Here is a 24,629-nt window from a genome sequence, read left to right on the forward strand (position 1 = left end):
GCCACGCCCCGAAATCGGAATGTGGCCCATACCGCGGCTCCGATCCCGGCTATTGTTGGGGATTGGCGTTGGGAGTACGTTCCCGAACGGGACAGGTGAACACCTTTCCCTCCTTTTCAATCGACTGGCCGGCTAGTTCCGGAGTCCGGCAGATGGACGTATCCTCGCGGGTATCCACGAATGGCAATGCCGGTCTCAAGGCGTCATGGGACGACGGCGAGCGCGTCTTTTGCCGTGAATGGCGCCGGGGCGCCGATGGAGACGTCAACAGCGTCCTGACCGTAAGGGCGGCGACGGAACATCCGCCGGCCGCGGTCCTCGACCGGCTCGCCCATGAATACGCCTTGCGCGACGAACTCGATGGGACCTGGGCCGTACGGCCGCTGGAGCTGATCCGCGACGGTGGTCGAATCTTGCTGATACTGGAAGATCCCGGCAGCGAGCCGCTCGAACAACTGCTCGGCGCGCCGATGAAGCTGACCCGGTTTCTGCGATTGGCTCTCGGCATCACCACCGCCGTCGATCAGCTGCATCGGCAGGGCCTGGTCCACAAGGATTTGAAGCCGGCCAATCTTCTGGTGACCGGGGCAGACGAGGTCAGGATCACCGGATTTGGCCTCGCATCTCGCTTGCCGCGCGAGCGACAGCAGCTCGAACCACCGGAGACCATGGCGGGCACGCTGGCCTACATGGCGCCCGAGCAGACCGGCCGCATGAACCGGTCCGTCGATTCCCGCAGCGATCTGTACGCAATCGGCGTGACGTTCTACCGGATGCTGACGGGCGCACTGCCGTTCACCGCGGCCAGTCCGATGGAATGGGTGCACAGCCACATCGCGAGACGTGCCGTTCCGCCCGCCGAACGAGTCAATGGCGTGCCTTATGCCGTGTCGGCGATCATCATGAAGCTCCTCGCCAAGACGGCCGAGGACCGCTACCAGACCGCAGCCGGTCTCAAGAGCGACCTCGAACGGTCACTCGCCGAATGGGAAGCGCAGGGACGAATCGATGATTTCGTCCTGGCCCAAACCGATACACCGGACCGCCTGCTGATTCCCGAACGGCTCTACGGCAGGGAGCACGAGATCGAGGCGTTGCTCACCTCGTTCGATCGCGTCACCCGGAGCGGCACGCCCGAGTTGATCCTGGTGTCCGGCCCCTCCGGTATCGGCAAGTCCGCTTTCGTCGACGAAATGCACAAGGCCTTGATCCCGTTAGGAGGGTTCTTCGCCTCCGGCAAGTTCGATCAGCACAAGCGCGATATGCCTTACGCGACGCTCGCGCATGCGCTTCAAGGCCTTATCCGAGGCCTCCTCGCCAAGAGCGATGCCGATCTGGCACCCTGGCGTAGCGCACTGCACGAAGCGCTGGGCAATCTCGGTCAACTGATGGTGGATCTCGTACCGGAGCTGCGGCTGGTGATCGGGGATCAGCCACCTGTCCCGGATGCCTCCCCGCAAGACGCACAGCGACGCTTCCAACTCGTCGTTCGACGCTTCATTGGCATCTTCGCCAAGCCTCACCATCCACTCGTGCTTTTCTTCGACGACCTGCAGTGGCTCGACGTGGCCACACTGGATCTGATCGCGTTTCTTCTGAACAGATCCGACCTGCAAAATCTGCTTCTCATTGCCGCCTATCGACGCAAGGATGTCGACGTCAAACATCCGCTGGCACAACGGCTCGTCGAAATTCGGGCCTCCCGTAAACGGGTGCGGGAAATCGACCTGGCACCCCTCACCAGCGCTGCCGTCGAGGAATTCACCGCGGATGCACTTCACTGCGAGCCGGCATACGCCATGCCCCTGGCGCAGCTGATATACGAGAAGACGAACGGGAATCCGTTCTTTCTCACGCAGTTTCTGCGGGCACTGGCCGAAGAAGAACTACTGGCCTTCGATCATGACAGGCGACAGTGGCACTGGGATCTCGAACGCATCAAGGAAAAGAGCTACGCCGAAAACGTCGCGCGTCTCATGGTCGGCAAGCTGAGCGGTTTGCGCGACGAGACACGTCGGGCCCTGCTGGAGCTGGCCTGCCTGGGCAACAGCGCCGAGATCGCAATGCTCTGCCTCGTGCACGGAGCATCGGAGCAGACGCTGCACGCTGATTTGCGAGACGCGACGCGTCTCGAGCTGGTCCGACGCCTCAAGAGCTCTTACGCGTTCGTGCACGATCGCGTGCAAGAGGCCGCTTATGCGCTTCAACCGGACCAGGACAGGCGAACGACCCTGCACCTTCGGATCGGTCTGGTCCTGGCAGCGCAGCTGACGCCCGACGAAACCAACGAGCGCGTCTATATCGTCGCCAACCAGCTGAACCGCGGCATCGCCGCTTTGACGAACGGCGCTGAACGCGAACAGGTCATTGCCGTCAATCTCGCCGCGGGCCGGCGCGCCCGAAATGCAACGGCTTACCACGCGGCGGCAACCTACCTTGAAATCGCCCGCGAACTGCTCGGAGAGGAAGGGCATCCGCGGTGCAGCCGGGACGCCTTCGCGATCGGCCTGCTCCACGCCGAATGCAAATTCCTACTCGGCGAGCTGAACACGGCGGAAGCGGAATTGACGGTCCTGTCGCAGAGCTGTTCGGACATTCAGGCGAGCGCCGAGGTCGCCAGACTCCAGGCGCAGCTATACACCACCGCGGGACAGCTCGAGCGCGCGGTCGACGTTTGCCTCGCATTTTTGCGCAGAACCGGGATTGACTGGTCTCCTCATCCCAGCCGCAGCGAGGTGGACGAGGATCGGCGACGCCTGCGGAGCTTGACCGAAAAGCTGTCCGACGAGCAGCTTCATGCGCTACCGCCGATGACCGATCCGGATCATCGTGCGACCATGGGCGTCCTGGCCGACCTCCTCACGCCTGCGTTTCTCACCGATCGCAACCTCTCCGACACCATGCTCTTGGAGGCCACTCGACTGACGCTCCAGCACGGGACCAGCCCTGAAGCGTGCTACCCGCTGACCGCCATATTCGGCGTGCTCGCGAGCAATTCAACCGATGCTGAACTTGGATTCCGGCTATCACAATTTGGCGCAGCCCTTGCTGACAGGCAGCCGCAGACAGGGCTGAGCGGCCGGGCGCTTTTGGTATTCGGCCTTCACGTGACCCCATGGATTCTCCCGATCCGATCGGGACGGCCGTTCATTCGGCGCGCACTCGCAATCTGCTTGACGACCGGAGATCTGGCATTCGCGGCGTATTCGCATCGCGGACTGATATCGGTGGATCTCTTCTGCGGCGATCCGCTCATGGACGTCTGCTCGCGCGCCGAGCGGTCTCTGGCATTCGCCGAGGGTCTGGGCGTCCGATTGGCTGCGGAGGGCCTCATCAGGCAACGAGATCTGGCGCAGAGCCTTATGGGGCGCAATGGCCGGAATGACTTCGAGAGCCCCGCGGCGCTTCAGCCCTCGGATGCGAGCGAACCGATAAGCGCCTTCTTCTACTACGCGACGCAAATTCAGATCGAAGTCATTGCCGGACGTGACGATGTCGCGATTGCCCTCGCCGCACGCGCAGAAGCGCTCTCATGGTGCGCCCGCTCTTATTCGGATTTCACCGAATACCGGTTCTACACGGCGCTCGCTCATGCCGGGGCTTATCACGCATCGCGCCCCGAGGATCGCGAGCGACGCCTCAACGACCTCCGCGAACACCACCGCAAGCTGACAGTCTGGTCCAACCGTTGCCCCGCGAATTACGCTGCCCGGCAGAAGCTCGTCGCGGCGGAGCTTGCGCGCATCGAAGGTCGCGAACTCGAGGCGGAACAACTGTACGAGGAATCGATCCGATTGGCGCAAGAATCCGGCTGCGCCCAGATCGAAGCGATCGCTGCGGAACGCGCAGCAGGGTTCTACGAGGCGCGCGGCATTCGAACGGTAGTTCTGTCCTACCTGACAAAAGCGCGCGATTGTTACGCGCGCTGGGGCGCCGAGGCGAAGGTGAGCCAGCTCGAGAAACTCCATCCGGGCCTGCGGGAGCGAGGATCCGCGCTCAGCGCCGCAGGGACGATCGGTGCACCTGTCGAACAGCTGGACCTTGCGACGGTTCTCAAGGTGTCGGAGGCTGTTTCAGGCGAGATCGTGCTGGAGAAGCTCACGGAGACCCTGCTTCGTTCGGCCATTGAGCATGCGGGTGCGGAACGCGGAGTGCTGATTCTACCGAGGGGTTCCGAGCTGAGAATTCGGGCGGACGCGGTGACTGGCGGCGGTTCGATCACTCTCGATCTCGCCGATTCACCGATCTCCGCCGCCGAAGTCCCGATGTCGATCGTGCTTTACACGGCTCGCACCCAGGAAAGCGTCGTGCTCGACGATGCCTCGACGAGCAGCGCGTTCGGCGGCGACGAGTACATCCAGAAGAAGCACGTCCGATCAGCCTTGTGCGTGCCGCTCGTCAAGCAAGGCAGGGCGGTGGCATTTCTGTATCTCGAGAACAATCTCGCCTCGCGCGTCTTCACACCCGCCCGGATCGCGATTCTCAAGTTTCTCGCATCCGAGGCCGCGACCTCGCTCGACAATGCCCGTCTGTACCGGGAGCTTCAGGAGCGGGAGTCGCGGATCCGCCGGCTGGTCGAGGCCAACATCATCGGGATCTTCATCTTCGATCACACCCCCGACATTCTCGATGCCAACGACGCGTTCCTGAAGACCATGGGATATGATCGCGAGGATCTCGCCGCAGGCCGGTTGCGCTGGGCAGATCTGACGCCGCCCGAATGGCAGGAGCGCACCGACCGCGCCCGGGCCGAATTGAAGGCGACGCGGGTTGTCCACCCGTTCGAAAAGGCGTTCTTCCGCAAGGACGGCAGCCGGGTGCCGGTGCTGACCGGCGGAGCCTTGTTCGACGACGAGCAGGAGCAAGGCGTTGCCTTCGTGCTGGATCTCAGCGAGCGCAAGCGCGCCGAAACCGAGGCACGCGAGAACGAGCAGCGTTACCGCGAGGCTCAGATGGAGCTGGCCCACGCCAACCGCGTGGCGGTGATGGGACAGCTGACGGCGTCGATCGCCCACGAGGTCAATCAGCCGAACACCGCCGTCATCGCCAGCGCACAAGCGGCCTTGAGCTGGCTCGATCACCAACCACCGGCACTGGAGCAGACGCGCAGGGCGCTGACACGCGCCATCGAGAACGGCATTCGCTCCAGCGAGGTCATTGAGCGAATCCGGGATCTCGTCAAAAAATCACCGCCCAAACGGGATGCCCTGGCGATCAACAACGTCATCGGCCAAGTCATCGAACTCACGCAGGCCGAAGCAGCGCGGCACGATGTGTCGATCCAGACGGTATTCGCCGATCGTCTGCCCAAGGTCATCGGGGATCGCGTCGAGCTGCAGCAGGTCACGCTCAACCTGATCCTGAACGCCATCGAGGCCATGAGCGAGACAACGGGGGGCAAGCGCGAGCTGTTGATCCAGACCGCGAGAGCGGATGCCGAGAGCATACGCGTATCGATCACGGATTCGGGACCGGGCTTGTCGACGGAGGGCCTCGCGCGGCTGTTCGAACCCTTCTACACGACCAAGTCGGGCGGCCTCGGTGTCGGACTGTCGATATGCCGCTCGATCATCATTGCGCATGGCGGCAGGCTCTGGGCGACTGCAAACGAACCGCGCGGAGCCGTCTTCCAGTTCACTGTTCCGATCGATGACGGCTTTACGGTTGGTTGAATCATCTCGGCTGGCGTCATCACACCACAAAATTGGTGGGATGACCTGTAACCAAGGCCGGGCCGCGGACGAAATATAGCCATCGGATCGCGCCGGCGAAGCCAAGCACGGGCCGGAACAGGTCCGCCACCGACCGACGGTGCGCTGCAAGGAGAGATCAGTTGGGACTGTCCTGGCAACAAGGCCCGCTTTCAACGGGAGCAATCGGCCGCTTTCTCGTCCCCGAGCCGCTGCCCAAGCGAATCTTGTACGTCGAACCATTACGCCGCCGCCTCCGCGTGCGCTTTGGGGGAAGCTGGATCGCCGATAGCGAACGGGTGCTCCTGCTTTTCGAACCGGGCCGTTATCCCGTGGCCTATTTCGCGGAGGCCGATGTTTCCCCACATGTGCTGGAACGCACCGAGCACATCACTCAACACGCCGATCTTGGGCCGACGTCTTGGTACAGCGTTCGAGTCGACGAGCAACGCATCACGGCGCGCGGAGCATGGCGGCACACCAACCTGCCCGCCCATGCAGGCGATCTGCAGGGTCTGATCGCTTTTGCCTGGCGGGCCATGGATGCCTTCTACGAGGAAGACGAACGCATCGTGGGCCATGCCGCCGATCCCTATCACCGCATCGACATCCGCCAGACCTCTCGTAACCTCGTGGTCAACCACCAGGGCCGGGTCATCGCCGATACAAAGCAGCCGCTGGTCCTTTACGAGTCCGGCTTTGCACCCCGTTGGTATGTTCCACGTGCCGACATCGATGAGTCTGCCCTCACTCCGGTAAAGCTCCAGACCTTCTGCCCGTACAAGGGCCTCTGCAGCTATTATTCCATCGGAGACGCGCGCCAGGCGGCATGGTCGTATCCCGACGCCTATCCCGAAGTCCGCCGCATCTCCAATTTTGTATCGTTCGAGCCGGACATCGTGACGGTCCATCTCGATGGCACGCAGCTTCGTCTCGAACCCGGCCAATTGGTGGTTCCACACGGCCCCGATCGTAATCTTGACATCGCCGAGGTGGTCGCCGAGCCAACGCCTGGTGGCCGGCCCGCTGAAGCTGCAACCAGTCCCCTCCATCGACGCTCGTGAGACGAACGAGCATATCTTCGAGATCGCACAGCATTCAGCGTTTCGCGTCCACGATTATTGTGGCCCTCAACGGAGCCGCTCATCCCGAGCCTCCACTACGGGAGCGCCACAATGTCCCATCGTTCGAACCAGACACGCTCGATCCGCTCCGCTTTTGCGGGCCTTCTCCTGATCGGCTTGCTGTCGCCCGCACATGCCTCCGACCGGAACAGCTCTCTCGACGCCCTCCCCGATCTGCCGTCGCGGGCCGCCGCGCGTTTCGCCTCGGCCGAGCCGACGTCGCGCCTGCCCTGGCTCGCTCCGGTCGGCCACCGTCAGCCGAGCCGGGCCGATGCGCCTCGATCGGATGCTCTGTCGGCCTGGGAGCGCGAGCAGCAGCAGCGCGATCAGATGCTGGATCGCAAGCTCATCATCTGCCGCGGATGCTGAGCTAGCCCGGCCACCTCACGCTCGCCTGCCTAGGCATTCTCACCAGCCGATGCCGTCTCTGCGCTCTTCGCCAGCTCCAGCTCGTCAATCGTCGCAGGCGTCTGCGCAGCCTTTCGGCATTGCGCGGGCGTGATGCCCATATGGCTCTTGAACGCCCGCTGGAACGCCGCCTCGGACAGATATCCGACCGCTTCAGCCACCGCTCCGGTCGAGAGCGAGGATTTCCTCAGTTCGTTCGTTGCCAGCGTCATGCGGATGTCGGTCAGCAGCTCGCTGGGCGAACGTCCGACCTTCTCCTGGAATTGACGAGCGAGCGTCGCACGCGACATGTTGGCGAGCTGCGCAAGCTCGGGCAGCGTCCATGCGCGCGCGGGCGCATTGAACATGGCCGCGACGACCGGCGCGAGGCGTGGGTGACCTGCGAGCGCAAGCAGCCCGCGGGGCGCGTCCCCGGTCTCGCTGGCGAGGCGCAGCACGAGCGCGAACATCGCCGTCGACAACGCGTTCAGCATCGCGCGGCCGCCCAGCTGATCGTCTGCGGTCTCGCCGCGCATCAAGGCAACGAGGCCCGCGAGCTGCCCCGCCGTATCCCGCTCTCCGGCCTGCGCGCCGGCCCTCACGATCAGCACCGGCGGCAGATAGTTGCGCAGCAGCCGGTCGTGCGGCGGGGCGATCGAAAAATGTCCGCACAACAGATCGAGCCGGGCGTCCGAGCCGGGATTCTCGCTGATCGTGAAGTTGAGTGACGCGCGGTTGCGGGCCTTCAGCGGCGCGGCTCCGCTGCCGTCGTGCATGACGTGCCGGGGGTTGCGCGGCAGCAGCAGAATGTCGCCGGCCTCCAGTAGCAACGGCCGGCCTCCCGCCGGATCGTCCAGCACCGCCGAGCCTGCGAGCACCGCATGGTACGGGATCTCGTTGACCTCGCCCGGCCCCTGCTCGATCCGCCAGGGCGCGCCGTAGGAGCAGCGCAGGTCCAGACGGCCGCGCACCGGCATCATCTCGAACAGCCGGCTCAGCCAATCCATCGTATTCACCTCTCAGTACGTAACTTGAGACGATTGAGCATATATAAAAGCCTATCAAGCATTCAACATCTCACATCGCGACCCTACTGTCACTCCGCAATCGTTCACCACCCCAACACGGAGTGCCATCATGTCCCGACTTTCCGTCCCGAACCTCGAAACTGACGCCGGMCCCTCCGGCCAGGTCTATGCCCAGATCAAGAAGGCCATCGGCAGCGTGCCGAACACCTTTGCGGCCATCGCCGCCCATGGCCCCGCTGCGCTCAAGGCCGTGCTCGCTGCCGACACTGTGCTCGCCTCCGGCGGACTGACCAAGTCCGACAAGGAGATCATCAAGCTCGTCATCAGCGAAGCCGCCGGCTGTGACTATTGTGTCGCCGCCCACAGCCATCTCGCAAAGCTCGTCGGGCTGGCGCCGGAGATCCTGAAGCAGATCCGCGATGGCCGGCCCACCGGTGATGCCCAGCGCGATGCGCTGGTCGCGTTCGTCGACAAGCTTGCGCGCACCAGCGGCACCGTCAGCCACAAGGATTTCGTCGCGATCAAGGCCGCCGGCTACAGCGACGCGCAGCTCGTCGACATCAGCCTCGCCTTTGCCACCACCGTGTTCACCAACATCTTCAACCGCATCAACGACACCGAGATCGACTTCCCGGCGGTCGCCTAACGCGACGGCCGCCACGTCGATCATCACACATCAGGGATCACGACCATGACCACGCTTGCCAACACCCACACCGCCCAAAATCCTCTCGTCCGCGCCCTGCAGGGATCCGGCCTGCTCGCGGAAGATCTCGACTACCATGTCGTCCGCGCCTCGATGGTGATCATGTTCTTCTTCTTCGGTTACCAGAAGTGGTTTCCGTACGAATTCGAACGGCTGGTCCCGTTCATCAGCAACGGCCCATTGATCTGGTGGCTCTATCCCGTGTTCGGCCATGCCGGCGCCAGCTATTTCCTCGGCGTTTCCGAATGGACCTTCGGCACGCTGCTGCTCGCGGGCTTCTGGAGCCACCGGCTTGGCGTGCTCGGCGCCCTCGGCTCGACCGGCACCTTCATCGCGACCGTCACGATCATTCCCTTCATGCCGGAAGGCTGGGACCTCGCCGCTGGAGGCTTCCCCGCGATGACGGGCAACGTGCCCTTCCTGATGAAGGACGTCGTGCTGCTCGCAGTCTCCTTCTATCTGCTAAGGCAGGATCTGGTTCGCCTGACGCGGTAACAGGTTGCATTCTGCCCAGGGCGACGCGTCGCCGGCGAGCTTTCCCGCTCGCCGGCGATGGCGCGTCGCGACGATCACGGCAGTGTGCCCGCAAGCAGCCGCTTTCGCAGAGCATCAATGAACGCTCTTACCCGGACGGGCATTTGCGCGCGAGTCAGGAAAACCGCCCATATCCCGAGCTCAACCGGCGCGGCATCCGCCAGAACGATACGCTTCAACTCTCCGCGTTCAATCTGCTCGTAGACATCCCAATAGGTCATCATGGCGACCCCCACGCCTGCAAGACAAGCCGCTCGAACAGCGTCGACTGTGCTGGCCGACAGTGGGCCGGCGATCCGGATCTGCTCCAATTCGCCTCCACGTACGAACGGCCAGGTCTCCATCGCATGAAGCTTGATGCAGGGGTGACTCACCAGATCGCCCAGCGTTGCCGGTTCGCCGAAGCGAGCGATATAGGCTGGTGATGCGCAGAGGATGTAGGGATTGTCGGCGAGCCTTGTCGCGATCATGTCGGAAGGCTTCATCGGCGCCACGCGGATCGCAACGTCGAGACCCATCGAAGCGATGTCGACGCGATCGTCGCTCAGGACAAGATTGACCCGAAGCGCCGGGTTGTCCGCAATCAGCTTGGCTACGACGGGTACGATGACCGCATGGCCGATGACGTTCGGYGCGGTGACCTTGAGCACACCTGAGAGCCCCGAGCCGGCGGACGACACGGACTCGAATGCTGAATCGCGGGCGGCTATCAGGGCGGCGGCGTGAGGCAAGAAGGCCTCGCCCTCAGGGGTGAGCGACAGTGAGCGCGTGGTCCGATGAAACAGGCGCGCGCCGAGCTCAGCTTCGAGCGCTGCGAGCCTTCGACTGACCAACATCGGCGTGGTGCCCATCTCTCGCGCCGCAGCGGACAGGCTGCCGGCGGTCACGATGCTGCGAAACAGGGCCACATCCGCGAAATCCATTTTATAACGATAATCGATAAAGTGCTTAGCTTCCAGCCGGACTTCTGTCGGCTCACGGCGAGCTTTAAATCGATCTCCAGCAAGGGAGGCCACTCCCGAAGGTAAAGCCCCTGGAGATTCAAATGATGGACAACGAAGCGAAGGCGCTTTTCACGCCGATCGATATAAACGGCCGTACCGCGAAGAACCGTCTTGCTGTTGCGCCAATGACGCGCATCACGGCGACCCAGGACGGCCGGGCCACCGAAACCATGACGCGATACTACGAGCGGTTCGCGCGAGGCGGGTTTGGAACGGTCATCACCGAAGGCATCTACACAGACCAGGCGTTCTCGCAGGGCTACGTCCATCAGCCCGGCATGACCGACGAAGTGCAGGCCATGGCCTGGAAGCCGGTCGTCAACGGCATCAAGGCGCACGGAGCGATGGCCATTGCCCAGATGATGCACGCCGGAGCGATCAGTCAGGGCAATCGCTTTCGCGACAGCACGGTGGGGCCGTCTGCCATTCAGCCCAAGGGCGAGCAGATGACATTCTATCACGGAAAGGACCGCTACGTGCTGCCGGCAGCCATCACCGAAGAGCAGATCGCCGACGCCATTGCCGGCTTCGCGGGCTCGGCTGCGCGAGCGATCCACGTCGCCGGGTTCGACGCCATCGAGATTCACGGCGCCAACGGCTACTTGCTCGACCAGTTCCTGACCGACTACGCCAACAGCAGAACCGATCGCTGGGGCGGCACCACGGAGAACCGCGTGCGGCTAATCGTGGAAACCTTCAAGGCGGTGCGCGCGAAGGTCGGGAGCGCGGTGCCGGTCGGCGTCCGCATCTCGCAAGGCAAGGTGAACCACTATCATCACAAATGGGCGGGTGCGGAGCGTGACGCCGAAATCATCTTCGGCAGCCTCGGCGATGCCGGCGCCGACTTCGTCCATGTGACCGAGTTTGAGGCGTGGAAGCCCGCTTTCGCCAAGGACGGCCCGTCATTGATGCGCCTCGCCAAGCGCTACGCCCCCAAAGCGACGATTTTCGCCAATGGCAGCCTGCACAACATCGAGCAGGCGGTGGCTGCGCTCGACGATGGCGCCGATGTCGTCACGATAGGCCGCGGGGCCTTGGCGAACCCCGATCTGCCCAAGCGTCTGTTGGACCGCAGCTCTCTGGATGAATTTGACCCTGCGATCCTCGGCCCCATCGCTGACATCAAGGACACCGAACTGATGATGTGAGCACGTCCCGCGACGTCGATGCCGAGGGCCGACGCTCTGAAGATAGTGCACGCATCGAAAGGAACGATCATGACGGACGCGATCTCCGATGCCTCGGTGGCGTTGTCGCTCATGCTGGAAGCATTGCGCATGCTCGATGGGCCCGAGCATTCGAAGGCCGCGGCCCACCTTCGAGCGGCCATCGAGCAGCTATCGCCTCACACCGCGCAACAGTTGCTTCCACCTCTCGGTGAGGCTCCGAGCAGGTCCTAAGTCGTCATCGGGCGTGTAACCGCGACGACCTCATTCATCGTTTCGGCACCGCTCATCTCACCGCACGACCCATGAAGACGGCAAGGCCATGATGGTCGAGGCCACCTGCTATTTTGTAAAAAGAACTCAGATATGATGCTTATGAATTGTCAAATTCATTCCAGATAACGACTCGCGACCGAAGATAAGACCTAATCCAAGTAATTGAAATAGCACAATTATATTATTCACTTCGATCACGACAAAGCGAACCAATCCCACGCGTTCTTTGATGTGTTTTTATAAAAACGCATTTTATATAGAGACGTCCAACAGTCGGATGCAACCGAAAGGATCAATGGCATGGCCAAGTTCGCCTTCTTCGTCGAGTTGAAAGCCAATCGGGGCAAGGAAGCGGAAGTCGAAGCTTTCCTGAAGCAGGGCGCCGTGATGGCGAAGGCAGAGGCCGGAATAGCGGCGTGGTACGGGCTCAAGGAAGAGGAGCCGGGACGTTTCGGAATCATCGACACGTTCAATGACGAAGTCGGACGAGACGCGCATTTGAACGGCGAACTTGCAAAGGCGCTGTTCGCGAGGGCAGACGAGCTGTTTTCCGAAGCTCCCAAGGTGCACCGGCTTCACGTCGTCGCCCAGAAATAGAGCGTCTTACCGGGCTCTTCGTTGCAAGGCAGATGATGAGCTTGGGCGGCGCGACTTAACGAACACTTCAGCGAAGCGACCTCCCCCTAATTCTCCTGAAAAAGGACTCACGATGAACCAGGAATCGCCCAAGCCCGCTGTCGTTCTTGTGCACGGGGCTTTCGAAGACGCGTCGATCTGGAATGGAGTGATTGAGAGGCTCCAGCGCGACGGCTACCCGGTCGTCGCCTTCGGCAATCCGCTGCTGGGCCCGGCAATCGACACCGCGTACCTGCGCAGCCTGTTGGACAAGATCCAGGGGCCCGTGATCCTGGCGGCCCACTCCTATGGCGGGGCCGTCATCACGCAGGCCGGGGACGACCCCAAGGTCAAGGGACTTGTCTACGCGGCCTCCATCATGCCCGCGGTCGGAGAGGCCGCAACCCATTTGCTCGAACGGTACCCCGGCAGCACATTCCCCACGTCCGTCGAGCCGACCACGTACACCCTGCCCGACGGGACCAGCGGCACATATCTCCTCTACCAGCCCGACAAGTTCCACAGCAACGTTGCCGCCGACGTGCCCGCGAGCGTGGCCGCCCTGATGCTCGCCGGCCAACGCCCCATGAACCTGGCGGCCCTGACCGAACCGCTGACATCCGCAGCATGGACGAGCAAGCCGAGCTGGCAAGTCAGGCCCCTGCAGGATCGCGCCATTCCGGTCGACGAATACAAGTTCGAAGCCGATCGCGCCCACTCCACCGTCATCGAGGTGAACGCTTCGCACGCCGTCCCCGTCTCCAACCCGGACGTCGTGGCTGACGCAATCAAACAGGCCGCCCGCGCAGCAGCGAAGTAACGGCGTCCGCAAAGCGCGGTCGCTTGGCATCATTCAAACAGGGAGGACCCATCCGATGACGCAGGACGGTGAGCAAGAAGCAACGCCGCCCTGGGATGCGGCTCGGGTGAACCTCACATCGAACGAACTGGCCCCCGGCGTTTTCGCGGTCATGCCTGATGACGTGTTCGAGAAAGRCCACGTCGCCACCACGGCCGGTTTCGTGATCGGCGAACGCAGCGTACTCGTCGTCGAGTCAATGCTGAATGGCGATCTCGCCGCGCAGCTTATCGGGCTCGTACGTCAAGTGACGTCGAAGCCGATCCGCTTCCTCGTCAACACCAGCTATCACGGTGACCATGCCTACGGGAATTACCTGTTCCCCGACAGTACTGTCGTGATTCAGCATCCGGCGACCAAGCGCTACATGGAAGAAAGCTTCGAGGACGATCGCCGTTTCATGATCAGCCTCATGGGCAAGGGGAAGGGCATTGAACGCGTGCAGGCACGCGCCGCTGACATCACCGTCCCCGACATGATTAGCGTCGATCTTGGCCGCCGCATCGTCGAGGTCCGCCACTTTGGGTTCGCGCAGACGCCAGGCGATTTGGTCATATGGACGCCAGACGCGAAGGTGCTTTGGGTCGGTAACATGATCCAAGCACCGTCTCCGGCGCTTCCGTGGCTCCTCGAAGGGCGGCACAAGGAGACGATGACGACCCTTGCCCGCGTGCGCGACTTCCTGCCGGAAGACGCGACCATCATTCCCGGCCACGGCCGGCCGATGCGTCCCGCGGACATCGAATTCCCGCTTCGCTATCTTCGCGAGCTCGACAGCGCCGTGCGCACGGCGATCGCAGAAGGCCGATCGATCGAGGCCACGCTCGAGGCGGTCGCAATGGCGCACTACGGTGAGTACAGCCTGTTCGATTGGGCGCACAACTCCGTCAACGTGCCCGCCGCCTTCCGCCACCTGCAAGAGCCGGGCGGCGGAGTGGCCTAGAGGAAGATGCATCGGGGTCGACCGCGAGCCTTGAGCATCTCGTCGCGTTCGCAACCCTATCGATGTAGCTGATGTTACATCGATTTTTCAATCGCATCGCCGGGAGAACGTCGGCACGCCGAACTGTGAATGCAGCAGCGATCGGAGCGCTTGCTGTGCGCGTCACCTCATTGCCGGCTCGCAAGGCAACCCCTTTCGCTGATAGACACAGGGTCGGAGGCAGCTTTCGCCATGGAGCAGTTCGACTCGCTCCGAATCTTCCGGACCGCACGTCGGAAAGCGACTGCGGATTGGTCGGTGCAAGGAAGTCTGCCCCCGTTGTGGTCTTCGCCCTTTGGGCGATCAATTTGCGGGAGCGACCCTTGGCGAAAGGGTTACAGGAAGGGGAAATCAAGCAGGAGCTGCAAAATGGCGGGCACCTGCGCAATGTCCTCATCATCACCAAGACGATCGAGGGTATGGCGGAGCACCTGGCCTATGTTCGGCCGAGCTGGCGACGCGAGTTCCTGCCGCTGCGAACCTGGGGCGACAAGGAAGATCGTACCTACAAGGATCTGGATCGGCTGCTCGTGCTTCTCCGCGACGACTTCGGCTATCGGGGCTTCATTGGGCTCTACATGGATGGTGATCCCGATCTCGTGCGTTATCGCGCGCTTTCGGAAAGCGAAGAGGCCGACGACAAGCCGTAAAGCTCGGATCCGACGGTGCCGCTGCCTCACTGCGAGGCTCGCGGTGACATCAGGACTCTCACCCGCAGATTAAAAATGGCTCGCTTGATGCGAGCCATTTTCTCATCGGGACCGGTGAAGTCCGAACGTGGCTGCGGGATACACTACCGCGACCATGCCGGGACGACGCCGTTCAGCGATTTCGGGCCGCCAGCGCACGTCGCGCGTCAGCGAAGGCCGCCGGTGACGTGAAGTGTCTCGCCCGTGACGTAGGACGCTTCGTCCGAAGCGAAGAAGGCCACCGCGGCAGCGATCTCCTCAACCTTGCCGATGCGGCCAAGCGGGGTGGTGGATTCGATCCAGTTGCGCATGTCGCCCTCGTGCAGGCCGGCGGACACGACGCCTTCGGTGGCGATCATGCCCGGATTGACGGCGTTGACGCGGATCTTGCGCGGCGCGAGCTCCTTCGACAGCACGGAGGAGATCGCATCCACCGATGCCTTCGTCGCGGTGTAGACAGCGGTGTTCGCCGGCGCGATGGTCGACACGCCGGAGCTGATGTTGATGATGCTGCCCCCATTGGGATTGAAGTGCTGCACCGCTTCCCCTGAGATCAAGAGAAGCCCGAGCACATTGAGGTCGAAATGCTTGTGGAAATGCTCAGGCGTGATGGCCTCGAGCGCCGCGAACTCGTAAATGCCCGCGTTGTTGACGAGGATGTCGATCGCACCGAACGCCTTCACGGTTTCCGCGACGACGCTTTTCACGTTTTTGGCATCGGCCAGGTTGCCGTGCACGGCGACGGCTTTGCCACCCTTGGCGATGATGGCGGCGACCACGCGGTCGGCGGCCTCTTTGCTGGCGCTGTAATTGACGGCAACCGCCGCACCCTCGGCCGCAAGCCGGGCGGAGATTTCGGCACCAATGCCTTTGGATGCGCCGGTCACGAGCGCAACTTTGCCTTCGAGTCTCTTGGTCATCGCATGTCTTCCGTTGTTCGGCGGGATGCCGATATTCAATAGTTCAATACTAGTGAACTATTGAATGAGTTCAAGGGACGTGCTATATTTTGGGCATGGTGCAGTTCGTTCACCCATCGCGGGACGAGATTACACTCGCCGGGGTACTTGGAGCTCTCGCGGATCCGATGCGGCTGCGCATCGTCAAAAGCCTGGCCGCGCAAAACGATTGCATGTCGTGCACCGAGGCGGCGCCTTGCCCCGACATGGCGAAGTCGACCCTGTCGAACCATTTTCGGATCCTGCGGGAGGCCGGCCTGATCCGGACGTCAAAGCAAGGCGTCCAGCACCGCAACGTTTTGCGCGAAGAGGACATCAACGCGCGGTTTCCGAAACTGCTCAAGATGATCCTGAGCTTTCCCGATTGAGGGCATTCGCGCACGACAGATTTGTGGAGCGCGCAAGGGGATCGGCCGATGGTGCCACCGGGCGTATCCCAAAACAAAAATGGCCCGCGCTTCCGTCCCGGCGCAGCGCGTTGCCCGGCGTTCGCGCCATGATCGATTTTCTGGCTACAGCGCCGAAGGCCCAGGTCTAGCGCGCCGTCTCTGCGCCGACCTGCTAGGGCTGCAAGACATGTTGCTCCGCGCGCGTGACGGAGCCTCCAAGCAGGCAACCCACGGGCCGGCTGTCAGCGAAGCCGAGCCGCACCCGAATCTCGGACAACGACCCCATCGCCCGGCCCTGCATGATGGTGATCCGCGCGCTGTTGCGCTCGACCAGGCCGTTCTTGAGCAGTCCGAACGCGAGCGCCGCGGCGGCAATGCCGGTGGCAGCATCTTCCGGGTAGCCTGATGACTTCGGAAACTGTCGCGCCTCGAAGCGCCGTTCGCCCTGATGTTCGATGGCGTAGGGGTAAAGTCCGGTGGACCCGATCCGCCCGCAGCACGCCTCGATCTGCGCCGGGTCCGGCACCAGCTCGTTGAGCTCGCGGACGCCCTTGATCGGGATGAGCGTCTTCACGCGCGACGTGACGGCGTTCTGCACTGGCATATCAAGCAGATCGCGGCGCGACAGCTTGAGCGTCGACAGAACGTCCTCCTCTTCGGCACGCGAGAGATCAACGACCTTGCCGACGGGCTGGCTGATCTCGACGGACGGTTCGCCCGAGTCCACACGATCGACATAACCCGTCACCGATCCGCTGCGCGTCTCGATGCGGACCTGTTCGCCCGGCAAGCGCCCTTTGGTCGCGAGGACCCAGAGCGCGCCGATGGTCGCGTGACCGCACATCTCCATCTCGTGTCGCGGAACCCAGAACCGGAAGACGTAGTCAGAGTCGAGTCCCGGCGCCGGCAGGACGAAGCCCGACTCATGCCCGAAGCGCCGGGCCACCGACTGCATCCCTGCAGCAGTCAGGTTCGATGCATCGATGACAATCGGACAGGGGTTGCCGCCGCGCCCCATGTGGGTGAACACGTTGACAAGGTCGATCTCGGTCATCGGATAGCTCGCTTCATGGAGTGCGCGACGGCGTCAACGATCGCGTTGGCAACGGTTTGATGGATCATGGTCAGATTCTGATGGCGCTCGAATGCCACGCTGGGCGGAAGCGACAACCTCTGCATGTCGAATCCAAACCTGGGAAGTCGTAACGCTATTCAAGTTTTAGTGACATGTCCGGCTAGATCATTTCTTACAAGCGTCGAAATATTTGCACCGCGCCGATGTTTCTTATGCTGATGACAGCAACACCAGGATCCCCGATGCCCCCGGCTGCGCTGGTCTCCCTGGCGACGTCGGTGCCTCCCCACGTGTTTTTGCAAGAGGACGTGCTGACGGCGGCATGGGATGTCTTCGGCGCCCGCTTTCCCGAATTCGAACGGTTCTCAAGCATTTTCTCGAATACCGGCATAGTCAAGCGTCACGGCGTCAAGCCGTTCGACTGGTATCTCGAACGACGAGGCTGGCCCGAACGCACCGAGGCCTTTCTCGAAGGAGCTGAAGCGCTATTTGTCGATGTCGCCGAGAAGGCGCTGGCGAGCGCGCAACTTGCCGGCGGCGATGTCGACACTGTCGTGACCGTCTCTTCCACGGGAATCGCGACACCAAGTCTCGAGGCGCGCGTTGCTCGCCGGATGGGCTTCCGGTCCGACATGATGCGTGTACCGGTGTTTGGTCTTGGCTGTGCGGGCGGGGTTTCGGGTCTATCGATTGCGTCGCGCCTCGCCCAAGCGCGCCCTGGCACCAACGTGCTGCTGGTCACGATCGAGCTCTGCTCACTCGCACTTCGCCTGGACGAACTTACCAAAGCCAACATCGTCGCCGTCAGCCTGTTTGGCGACGGTGCTGCTGCAATCGTGTTGCGCGCGGGCGATGGCGGTGCGACGCAGATCGAGGCTGCCGGCGAACACCTTTGGCCGGATACGCTTGGCATCATGGGATGGAGTGTCGATCCGGAAGGATTCGGCGTCATCTTTCGCCGCACCATACCTGACTTCGTCACGAGGCATTTCAACTCCGCCGTGACCGAAATTCTCTCCAGAATGCGTCTTTCGGTGGAAGACATTGACCGCTTCATCTGCCATCCCGGCGGCGCGAAAGTTATCTGCGCATTGGAAGGCGCGCTCGCGCTCGACCAAGGAACGCTCTCCCATGAACGACAGATTATCGCCGACTTTGGTAACATGTCGTCACCCACTGTATTGTTCGTGCTTGAGCAGGCTCGCGCGAAAGGGCTGCCGGCGCGCTCACTGTTGACGGCGCTCGGACCCGGCTTCACCGCGAGCTGTGTCACGCTACGGCACACTGCGTGACGTTTGCTGAACTCATTCTCGGCGCCATCACGCTGCAGCGCGTCGGCGAACTCGTCATTTCGCGCGCGAACACTCGAAAGCTCCTGGCCCGCGGCGCCGTCGAGGTGGCACCCCGGCATTATCCGTTGATCATCACGGTTCATGCCGTCTGGCTGTTGTCGCTGTGGGTGTTCGGCCGCGACCAACCGGTGAATGTCGTTGCCCTGGCCGGCTATCTTATCCTTCAGTGCCTTCGCTTCTGGATCATCTGGACGCTCGGCTCACGATGGACGACGCGGATTATTGTTCTGCCCGAACAGCCGCTCGTGTCAGCGGGACCCTATCGATTTCTGTCGCATCCCAACTATGCCGTGGTTGCCGGCGAGATCGCCGTGCTCCCTTTGGTTCTGGGTTTGCCGCTGCTGGCCATCGTCTTCACCATCCTCAACGCCGCGGTTCTCGCGATCCGCATACGGGCCGAAAACCTCGCCCTCGCCGCATCCCGTGAGACATTATGCGTGGCGCACAATGACTGAACGGGTTACCGAGCCGAGTGCAGCTACGTGGCTTGGCTTCGTCCTGATGTGCCTCGGCATGTTCATGGCGATCCTCGACATTCAGGTCGTCGCCACTTCGCTACCCACGATCCAGAGTACACTCGCCATATCGCGAGAGGCGATGAGCTGGATTCAAACCGCGTATCTAATCGCCGAGATCATCGCCATTCCACTGACCGGGTGGCTTACGCGCGTTCTGACGCTGCGATGGCTGTTCGTTATTGCGATCAGCCTCTTTACCCTTGCCTCCATCGGCTGCGCATTCAGCAGCAGTTTTACGACGCTTGTCAGCTTCCGCGTGCTTCAGGGTTTCGCTGGCGGCGTGCTGATTCCGGCGGTTTTTTCCGCTGTCTTTCTGCTGTTTCCGATCCGTTTGCATCCCGTTGCCACCACCATGGCCGGCATCATGGCCGTGCTGGCGCCCACGGTCGGGCCGGTGGTCGGTGGCTGGATCACCGACACCTGGTCCTGGCATTGGCTGTTTCTGATCAATGTCGCTCCTGGGGTGGTCGCCGCACTCGCCACGCCAATGCTGCTGCCGCGCGAACGACCCCGGCTTTCTGATCTGGCTACACTCGACGTGCCGTCTCTCGGACTTCTTGCGGTTTCGCTTGCATGCCTGGAGATCGGTCTGAAGGAAGGCCCGCAACGCGGGTGGCTTTCTCCATTCTGCTCCATCCTGATCGTCTTGAGTGCTGCCGCGGCAACCGTCTTCGCCATCCGAACACTCAGGGCCGCGCATCCGGTGGTCGAACTGTCAACCTTTAGATCGCGCTCGTTTGCAATCGGTTGCGCATTGAGCTTCTTCCTCGGAGTTGGATTGTTCGGCTCGGTCTATCTCATGCCGGTCTTCCTCGCCTATGTTCGACATCATGACGCATTTGAAATCGGCACGATCATGCTCGTCACCGGCGTTGCGCAGCTTGCCACCGCGCCGATTGCGGGCCTGCTGGAAAGCAGGTTTGATCCCCGCTGGTTGTCGGCGGCGGGGTTTGGTCTGTTCGCGATCGGGCTGGGTTGCAGTGCATTCGAGAGCCGTGTCGCCGACTTCCAAGAAATGTTCTGGCCGCAAGTCTTGCGCGGCGTTGCGATCATGTTTTGCCTGCTGCCTCCGACCCGGCTGGCGTTGGGTTCGCTGACCGCATCACGGGTACCCGACGCAAGCGGCCTGTTCAACCTGATGCGAAACCTTGGGGGCGCAATCGGCATCGCGCTGATCGATACGATCCTTTACGGGCGCACCGGCGGGCACGCCGACGCTTTGCGCGAGCGCCTGATTGCGGGCGATGTGACTGCGGCTCAGGCGATCGGGCTTGACGTCACGCTGTTTACCCACCGCCCTCCGCAGGTCTCCGATRCCACGGTTGAAGCCTATCTGCGTCCCATGGTCGAAAAGGCCGCGTTCGCGCTCAGCGCCAACGAAGCCTGGGCCCTCCTCGCTTGCGTGGCGCTGCTCGGACTGTTGCTCATTCCGTTCGCGGCCGGTCCCCTGGAAGGCACTGATGAGAATTCTGGTGATGGCGCACTCAATTGAGTGGTGAATAGAGATCGCAATTGCCGCGACGCCCGGCCCAACCGGCGAAGTTCGGCGTGGTTCGCTTACCTATCTGAGGAAGGCCGCACTGACCGAGGGACTCGTCGTGACCTGAGACGGTAGGCGCCCGCCCCACCAAAACAAAAATGGCCCGCGTGATGCGGGCCATTTTCGTATCGGAACCGGTAAAAGTCCGAACTTGGTTGCGGGGATAGGATTTGAACCTATGACCTTCAGGTTATGAGCCTGACGAGCTACCGGGCTGCTCCACCCCGCGTTAAACCGTCGCTTTGCCTTGGCCAAGATGCCGGGGACGGTGGATGAAGTGGCCGGCGCTGTTCGCGTGGCTTGCTTCGTCCGTCCCAAAGGCTTCCTTGGAAGGCAACCCCGGGGCAAAGCCCCTCGGGTGCGAGGCGTATGTACCAACCCGGGCTGCCTTTGGAAAGGGCCGCGGGGACGTTTTTTTCGACTTTATGACAGTGAGTTGGGCCGATTTTCGGCCCGTTTGGTGCGCTCTTGCCAGAAGTTCCACAAAGGCCCAGCTTGCGGGCAATAAAACCGGGGGCAAACGCCATTTTCAGGGGAGACCACCCATGGACCATACCTTGGACCACCCCTTGGCGAGCGCGCCACTCCCGGCGCTGAGGGATGCCTTCGAGGCCATGGTCGCGCGGGCGCGCGCCGAGCCGGCGCCCGACCTGGCCGAGCGGCTCGACCGGCTGGCGCGGCTGCGCACTGTGGTCGCCGACAACGAGGAACGTTTCCGGCAGGCGATCTCGGCCGATTTCGGCCACCGCTCGGCCGTCGAGACCACCATCGCCGAGACGATGCTGGTGTTCTCCGAGATCCGGCATGCGACCAAGCACCTGAAGGGCTGGATGGCACCGCAGCGCGTGGCCACCGCGCTGCAATTCCTGCCCGCGCGCAACCGCCTGATCCCGCAGCCGCTCGGCGTCGTCGGCATCATCGCGCCCTGGAATTATCCGCTCCAGCTCACGCTTGCGCCGGCGATCGGCGCGATCGCTGCCGGCAACCGTGTCGTGATCAAGCCGAGCGAACTCTCGCCGCACTTCTCAGTGCTGCTGAAGGAGACGGTGGCCGCGAAATTCGATGCCACCGAACTACTGGTGACAGGCGTCGAGGACGAAATCGCAAAAGGCTTCGCACACCTCCCCTTCGACCATCTCGTCTTCACCGGCTCGACCCGGGTCGGCCGGCTGGTCGCGGAGGCCGCCGGGCGCAATCTCACGCCCGTAACGCTCGAGCTTGGCGGCAAGTCGCCTGTTATCATCGACGCTTCCGCCGATCTCGAGGAGGCCGCCGAGCGCATCGCCTACGGAAAGCTGCTCAATGCCGGGCAGACCTGCATCGCGCCGGACTATGTGCTGGTGCCCGAGCGCTCGTTGCAGGCCTTCGCCGAAAAAGTGCGCGCGCAGATGCGGCGCATGTTCGGCACCGATCCCGCCAACAAGGACTACACCTCCGTCATCTCCGACCGGCACTATGCGCGGCTGGAACATCTCGTTGCGGATGCCGCCCAGCGCGGCGCAAAGATCCTGCAACCAGCGAAGGCGGACGATCCGAACTGGAAAGCACACCGCAAATTCCCGCCGACGCTGGTCGTCGGCGCGACCGAGGCGATGGCGGTGATGCAGGAGGAGATTTTCGGCCCCGTTTTGCCGGTGCTGGGCTATCGCGATCCGGCGGAGACGATCGCTTTCGTCAACGCCCGCGACCGGCCGCTCGCGCTCTACTGGTTCGGCAAGGATCGCACCGCGCGCGACGAGGTGCTGTCGCGCACGATCTCCGGCGGCGTCACCATCAACGACTGCCTGTTCCACTTCGCGCAAGCCAACCAGCCGATGGGCGGCGTCGGCGCGTCCGGCACCGGCGCCTATCACGGCGAATGGGGTTTTCGCACGTTCAGCAAACTGAAGCCGGTGTTTTATCGCTCCAAGTTCAACCGCCTCGCCGACCTCTATCCGCCCTACGGCGGCAAGATCGCACGGCTGGAGAAGTTGATGCGGTTCATGTCGTAGCTTTCAGTCATTGCGAGCCAACGGGTCCGCGCGAAGCACGGCCCGATGGCTCGCAATGACGAGAAGAAAATGCAGAGGGGGAAACATCAGTGACTGACACATTCGATTTCGTCGTCGTGGGCGCGGGCTCCGGCGGCTGCGCGGTGGCGGGGCGGCTGTCGGAGGATGCGGCGACGTCCGTGGCGCTGCTCGATGCTGGCGGACGGAACGACAATTGGCGGATCACCACGCCATTCGGGCTCGCTTTGCCATACAGCGCGGCCAACTGGGCCTTCGATACCGTGCCGCAGAAGGGATTGAACGGCCGCATCGGCTATCAACCGCGCGGCAAAGGCCTCGGCGGCTCCTCGGCGATCAACGCCATGGTCTACATCCGCGGCCACAAATCGGACTACGACCACTGGGCCTCGCTCGGCAATGCCGGCTGGTCGTACGCCGACGTGCTGCCCTATTTCAAGCGCTCGGAGAACAATTCCGATTTCGACGGCGAGTATCACGGCAAGGGCGGCCCGCTGCATGTCAACAGACTGCGCTCGGACAATCCGATCCATGACGTCTTCCACCAGGCCGCGCGCGAGGCGCAGTTCCGCATCCGCGAGGACTTCAACGGCGAGGACCATGAAGGGCTCGGCAGCTACCAGGTGACGCAGCACCATGGCGAGCGCTGGAGCGCGGCACGCGCCTATCTGCATCCCCACATGGACAAGCGCGCGAACCTGCACGTCGAGACGGGGGCGCAGGCCACGAAAATCCTGTTCGATAGCGGGCGCGCGGTCGGCATCGAATATGTGCAGGGCAAGCAGACCAAGCAGCTGCGCGCCCGCCGCGAGGTGATCCTCGCCGGCGGCGCATTCCAGTCACCGCAGCTATTGATGCTGTCGGGCATCGGCGATGGCGAGGCGCTTCGTACGCACGGCCTCGGCGTCACGCATCATCTGCCGGGCGTCGGGCGCAATCTGCAGGACCATCCGGATTTCGTGTTCGTCTACGCTTCCGACTATCCACACTTCGTTCATTCATCGCTCGGCCGGTTGCCATCCCTGCTCCGCGCCATCCAGCGGTATCGCCGGGAGCGACGCGGCCTGATGACCACCAATTTCGCCGAGTGTGGCGGCTTCCTGAAGACCAGGCCCGAACTCGCGGTGCCAGACATCCAGCTGCACTTCGTCATCGCGATGCTCGACGACCACGGCCGCAAGAAGCACAAGGAGGCGGGCTTCTCGTGCCATGTCTGCCTGCTCAGACCGAAGAGCCGCGGCAGCGTCTGGCTGAAGAGCGCCGATCCGCTCGCTGCACCCATGATCGATCCGAACTTTCTGGGCGAGGCGGAAGATCTCGAGTCGATGGTCGCGGGCTTCAAGACCACGCGGCGGCTGATGGAGACGCCCGCGCTGCGCGCGTTGCAGAAGAAGGACATGTTCACGTCGGATGTGAGAACGGACGACGACATCCGCGCCATCCTGCGCAATCGCGTCGACACCGTCTATCACCCCGTCGGCACCTGCAAGATGGGCACCGATGCGATGGCCGTGGTCGATCCGAAGCTGAAGGTGCACGGCATCGAGGGCTTGCGCGTCGTCGACGCCTCGATCATGCCGACGTTGATCGGTGGCAACACCAACGCGCCGACGATCATGATCGGGGAGAAGGTGGCGGATATGATCAGGGCGGAGGTGCGTGCGAGTTAGCGCGACGCCGCCACCCAATTCTCCGCCGTCGTCCCCGCGACCGCGGGGATCCATAAT

21 protein-coding genes and 1 tRNA gene are annotated in these 24,629 nt (G+C 62.7%); 17 read left to right on the top strand and 5 right to left on the bottom strand.

The features are described from left to right. Nucleotides 1-152 precede the first annotated feature (152 nt). The 3 genes from AB4Z51_RS21475 (at nucleotide 153) to AB4Z51_RS21485 (ending at nucleotide 7,183) form a co-directional block, all read left to right on the top strand. On the top strand, nucleotides 153-5,672 hold the full coding sequence (locus tag AB4Z51_RS21475; protein WP_441497911.1) for a trifunctional serine/threonine-protein kinase/ATP-binding protein/sensor histidine kinase: 5,520 nt from the start codon (nucleotides 153-155) through the stop codon (nucleotides 5,670-5,672). A 161-nt stretch (nucleotides 5,673-5,833) separates the two neighbouring features. Beyond that, nucleotides 5,834-6,754: a DUF427 domain-containing protein gene (locus tag AB4Z51_RS21480; RefSeq protein WP_208089006.1), complete on the top strand. Its 921-nt coding sequence runs from the start codon at nucleotides 5,834-5,836 to the stop codon at nucleotides 6,752-6,754. 111 nt (nucleotides 6,755-6,865) lie between these two features. Beyond that, nucleotides 6,866-7,183, top strand: coding sequence for a hypothetical protein (locus AB4Z51_RS21485; RefSeq protein ID WP_441497912.1), 318 nt, complete (start codon nucleotides 6,866-6,868; stop codon nucleotides 7,181-7,183). Nucleotides 7,184-7,212: 29 nt separating this feature from the next. Here AB4Z51_RS21485 and AB4Z51_RS21490 read toward each other — a convergent pair whose 3' ends face one another. Beyond that, nucleotides 7,213-8,208: an AraC family transcriptional regulator gene (locus tag AB4Z51_RS21490; RefSeq protein WP_441497913.1), complete on the bottom strand. Its 996-nt coding sequence runs from the start codon at nucleotides 8,206-8,208 to the stop codon at nucleotides 7,213-7,215. Between the two features lie 130 nt (nucleotides 8,209-8,338). On the opposite strand from AB4Z51_RS21490, the gene AB4Z51_RS21495 reads away from it, so the two are divergent. Both AB4Z51_RS21495 and AB4Z51_RS21500 read left to right on the top strand, forming a co-directional pair. Next, nucleotides 8,339-8,875: a carboxymuconolactone decarboxylase family protein gene (locus AB4Z51_RS21495; RefSeq protein ID WP_071916799.1), complete on the top strand. Its 537-nt coding sequence runs from the start codon at nucleotides 8,339-8,341 to the stop codon at nucleotides 8,873-8,875. A 45-nt stretch (nucleotides 8,876-8,920) separates the two neighbouring features. Continuing rightward, nucleotides 8,921-9,430, top strand: a complete 510-nt coding sequence (locus AB4Z51_RS21500) for a YkgB family protein (RefSeq protein ID WP_071916800.1) — start codon at nucleotides 8,921-8,923, stop codon at nucleotides 9,428-9,430. Nucleotides 9,431-9,504: 74 nt separating this feature from the next. Here AB4Z51_RS21500 and AB4Z51_RS21505 read toward each other — a convergent pair whose 3' ends face one another. Then, nucleotides 9,505-10,485: a LysR family transcriptional regulator gene (locus tag AB4Z51_RS21505; RefSeq protein ID WP_441497914.1), complete on the bottom strand. Its 981-nt coding sequence runs from the start codon at nucleotides 10,483-10,485 to the stop codon at nucleotides 9,505-9,507. A 32-nt stretch (nucleotides 10,486-10,517) separates the two neighbouring features. On the opposite strand from AB4Z51_RS21505, the gene AB4Z51_RS21510 reads away from it, so the two are divergent. The 6 genes from AB4Z51_RS21510 (at nucleotide 10,518) to AB4Z51_RS21535 (ending at nucleotide 15,021) form a co-directional block, all read left to right on the top strand. After that, complete coding sequence (locus tag AB4Z51_RS21510; RefSeq protein WP_441497952.1) at nucleotides 10,518-11,621, top strand: NADH:flavin oxidoreductase; 1,104 nt, start codon at nucleotides 10,518-10,520, stop codon at nucleotides 11,619-11,621. Nucleotides 11,622-11,690: 69 nt separating this feature from the next. Next, a complete protein-coding gene (locus tag AB4Z51_RS21515; protein ID WP_441497915.1) occupies nucleotides 11,691-11,873 on the top strand; it encodes a hypothetical protein in 183 nt (60 codons plus the stop codon). Between the two features lie 342 nt (nucleotides 11,874-12,215). Beyond that, complete coding sequence (locus AB4Z51_RS21520) at nucleotides 12,216-12,512, top strand: putative quinol monooxygenase (RefSeq protein ID WP_441497916.1); 297 nt, start codon at nucleotides 12,216-12,218, stop codon at nucleotides 12,510-12,512. A gap of 112 nt (nucleotides 12,513-12,624) precedes the next feature. After that, a complete protein-coding gene (locus AB4Z51_RS21525) occupies nucleotides 12,625-13,350 on the top strand; it encodes an alpha/beta fold hydrolase (RefSeq protein WP_441497917.1) in 726 nt (241 codons plus the stop codon). A gap of 55 nt (nucleotides 13,351-13,405) precedes the next feature. Next, nucleotides 13,406-14,332 carry an MBL fold metallo-hydrolase gene (locus tag AB4Z51_RS21530; protein ID WP_441497918.1) on the top strand — a complete coding sequence of 309 codons (927 nt, stop codon included), beginning with the start codon at nucleotides 13,406-13,408 and terminating at the stop codon, nucleotides 14,330-14,332. Between the two features lie 320 nt (nucleotides 14,333-14,652). Continuing rightward, entirely contained in the window at nucleotides 14,653-15,021 is a 369-nt protein-coding gene (locus AB4Z51_RS21535) for a hypothetical protein (RefSeq protein ID WP_354176055.1), read from the top strand. Nucleotides 15,022-15,227: 206 nt separating this feature from the next. On the opposite strand, the gene AB4Z51_RS21540 is transcribed toward AB4Z51_RS21535, so the two are convergent. Beyond that, on the bottom strand, nucleotides 15,228-15,980 hold the full coding sequence (locus tag AB4Z51_RS21540) for an SDR family NAD(P)-dependent oxidoreductase (RefSeq protein WP_014498385.1): 753 nt from the start codon (nucleotides 15,978-15,980) through the stop codon (nucleotides 15,228-15,230). Between the two features lie 95 nt (nucleotides 15,981-16,075). Here AB4Z51_RS21540 and AB4Z51_RS21545 point away from each other — a divergent pair, with 95 nt between their 5' ends. Next, complete coding sequence (locus AB4Z51_RS21545) at nucleotides 16,076-16,387, top strand: ArsR/SmtB family transcription factor (RefSeq protein WP_028148917.1); 312 nt, start codon at nucleotides 16,076-16,078, stop codon at nucleotides 16,385-16,387. A gap of 193 nt (nucleotides 16,388-16,580) precedes the next feature. On the opposite strand, the gene AB4Z51_RS21550 is transcribed toward AB4Z51_RS21545, so the two are convergent. Further along, nucleotides 16,581-17,462 carry a PhzF family phenazine biosynthesis protein gene (locus tag AB4Z51_RS21550; protein ID WP_441497919.1) on the bottom strand — a complete coding sequence of 294 codons (882 nt, stop codon included), beginning with the start codon at nucleotides 17,460-17,462 and terminating at the stop codon, nucleotides 16,581-16,583. A gap of 263 nt (nucleotides 17,463-17,725) precedes the next feature. Between AB4Z51_RS21550 and AB4Z51_RS21555 the strand changes: the two genes are divergently transcribed. The 3 genes from AB4Z51_RS21555 to AB4Z51_RS21565 are packed head-to-tail and all read left to right on the top strand — an operon-like array spanning nucleotide 17,726 to nucleotide 20,845. Further along, nucleotides 17,726-18,775, top strand: a complete 1,050-nt coding sequence (locus tag AB4Z51_RS21555; protein WP_441497920.1) for a type III polyketide synthase — start codon at nucleotides 17,726-17,728, stop codon at nucleotides 18,773-18,775. Next, nucleotides 18,772-19,290 (top strand): isoprenylcysteine carboxyl methyltransferase family protein, encoded by a 519-nt coding sequence (locus tag AB4Z51_RS21560; RefSeq protein WP_063980860.1) that lies wholly within the window; start codon nucleotides 18,772-18,774, stop codon nucleotides 19,288-19,290. Before AB4Z51_RS21555 ends, AB4Z51_RS21560 begins: the two co-directional genes overlap by 4 nt. Next, nucleotides 19,283-20,845 (top strand): DHA2 family efflux MFS transporter permease subunit, encoded by a 1,563-nt coding sequence (locus tag AB4Z51_RS21565; protein WP_441497921.1) that lies wholly within the window; start codon nucleotides 19,283-19,285, stop codon nucleotides 20,843-20,845. Before AB4Z51_RS21560 ends, AB4Z51_RS21565 begins: the two co-directional genes overlap by 8 nt. 200 nt (nucleotides 20,846-21,045) lie before the next feature. On the opposite strand, the gene AB4Z51_RS21570 is transcribed toward AB4Z51_RS21565, so the two are convergent. Continuing rightward, nucleotides 21,046-21,122, bottom strand: a tRNA-Met gene (locus AB4Z51_RS21570). 316 nt (nucleotides 21,123-21,438) lie between these two features. On the opposite strand from AB4Z51_RS21570, the gene AB4Z51_RS21575 reads away from it, so the two are divergent. Both AB4Z51_RS21575 and AB4Z51_RS21580 read left to right on the top strand, forming a co-directional pair. Continuing rightward, nucleotides 21,439-22,884, top strand: coding sequence for a coniferyl aldehyde dehydrogenase (locus AB4Z51_RS21575; protein WP_441497922.1), 1,446 nt, complete (start codon nucleotides 21,439-21,441; stop codon nucleotides 22,882-22,884). An 89-nt stretch (nucleotides 22,885-22,973) separates the two neighbouring features. After that, the gene (locus AB4Z51_RS21580; protein ID WP_441497923.1) at nucleotides 22,974-24,572 is read left to right on the top strand and encodes a GMC family oxidoreductase; all 1,599 of its coding nucleotides are present in this window, start codon (nucleotides 22,974-22,976) and stop codon (nucleotides 24,570-24,572) included. Nucleotides 24,573-24,629 lie beyond the last annotated feature (57 nt).

The organism is Bradyrhizobium sp. 2TAF36 (assembly GCF_052114925.1).
In the GTDB taxonomy this organism is placed as follows: Bacteria; Pseudomonadota; Alphaproteobacteria; order Rhizobiales; family Xanthobacteraceae; genus Bradyrhizobium; species Bradyrhizobium barranii.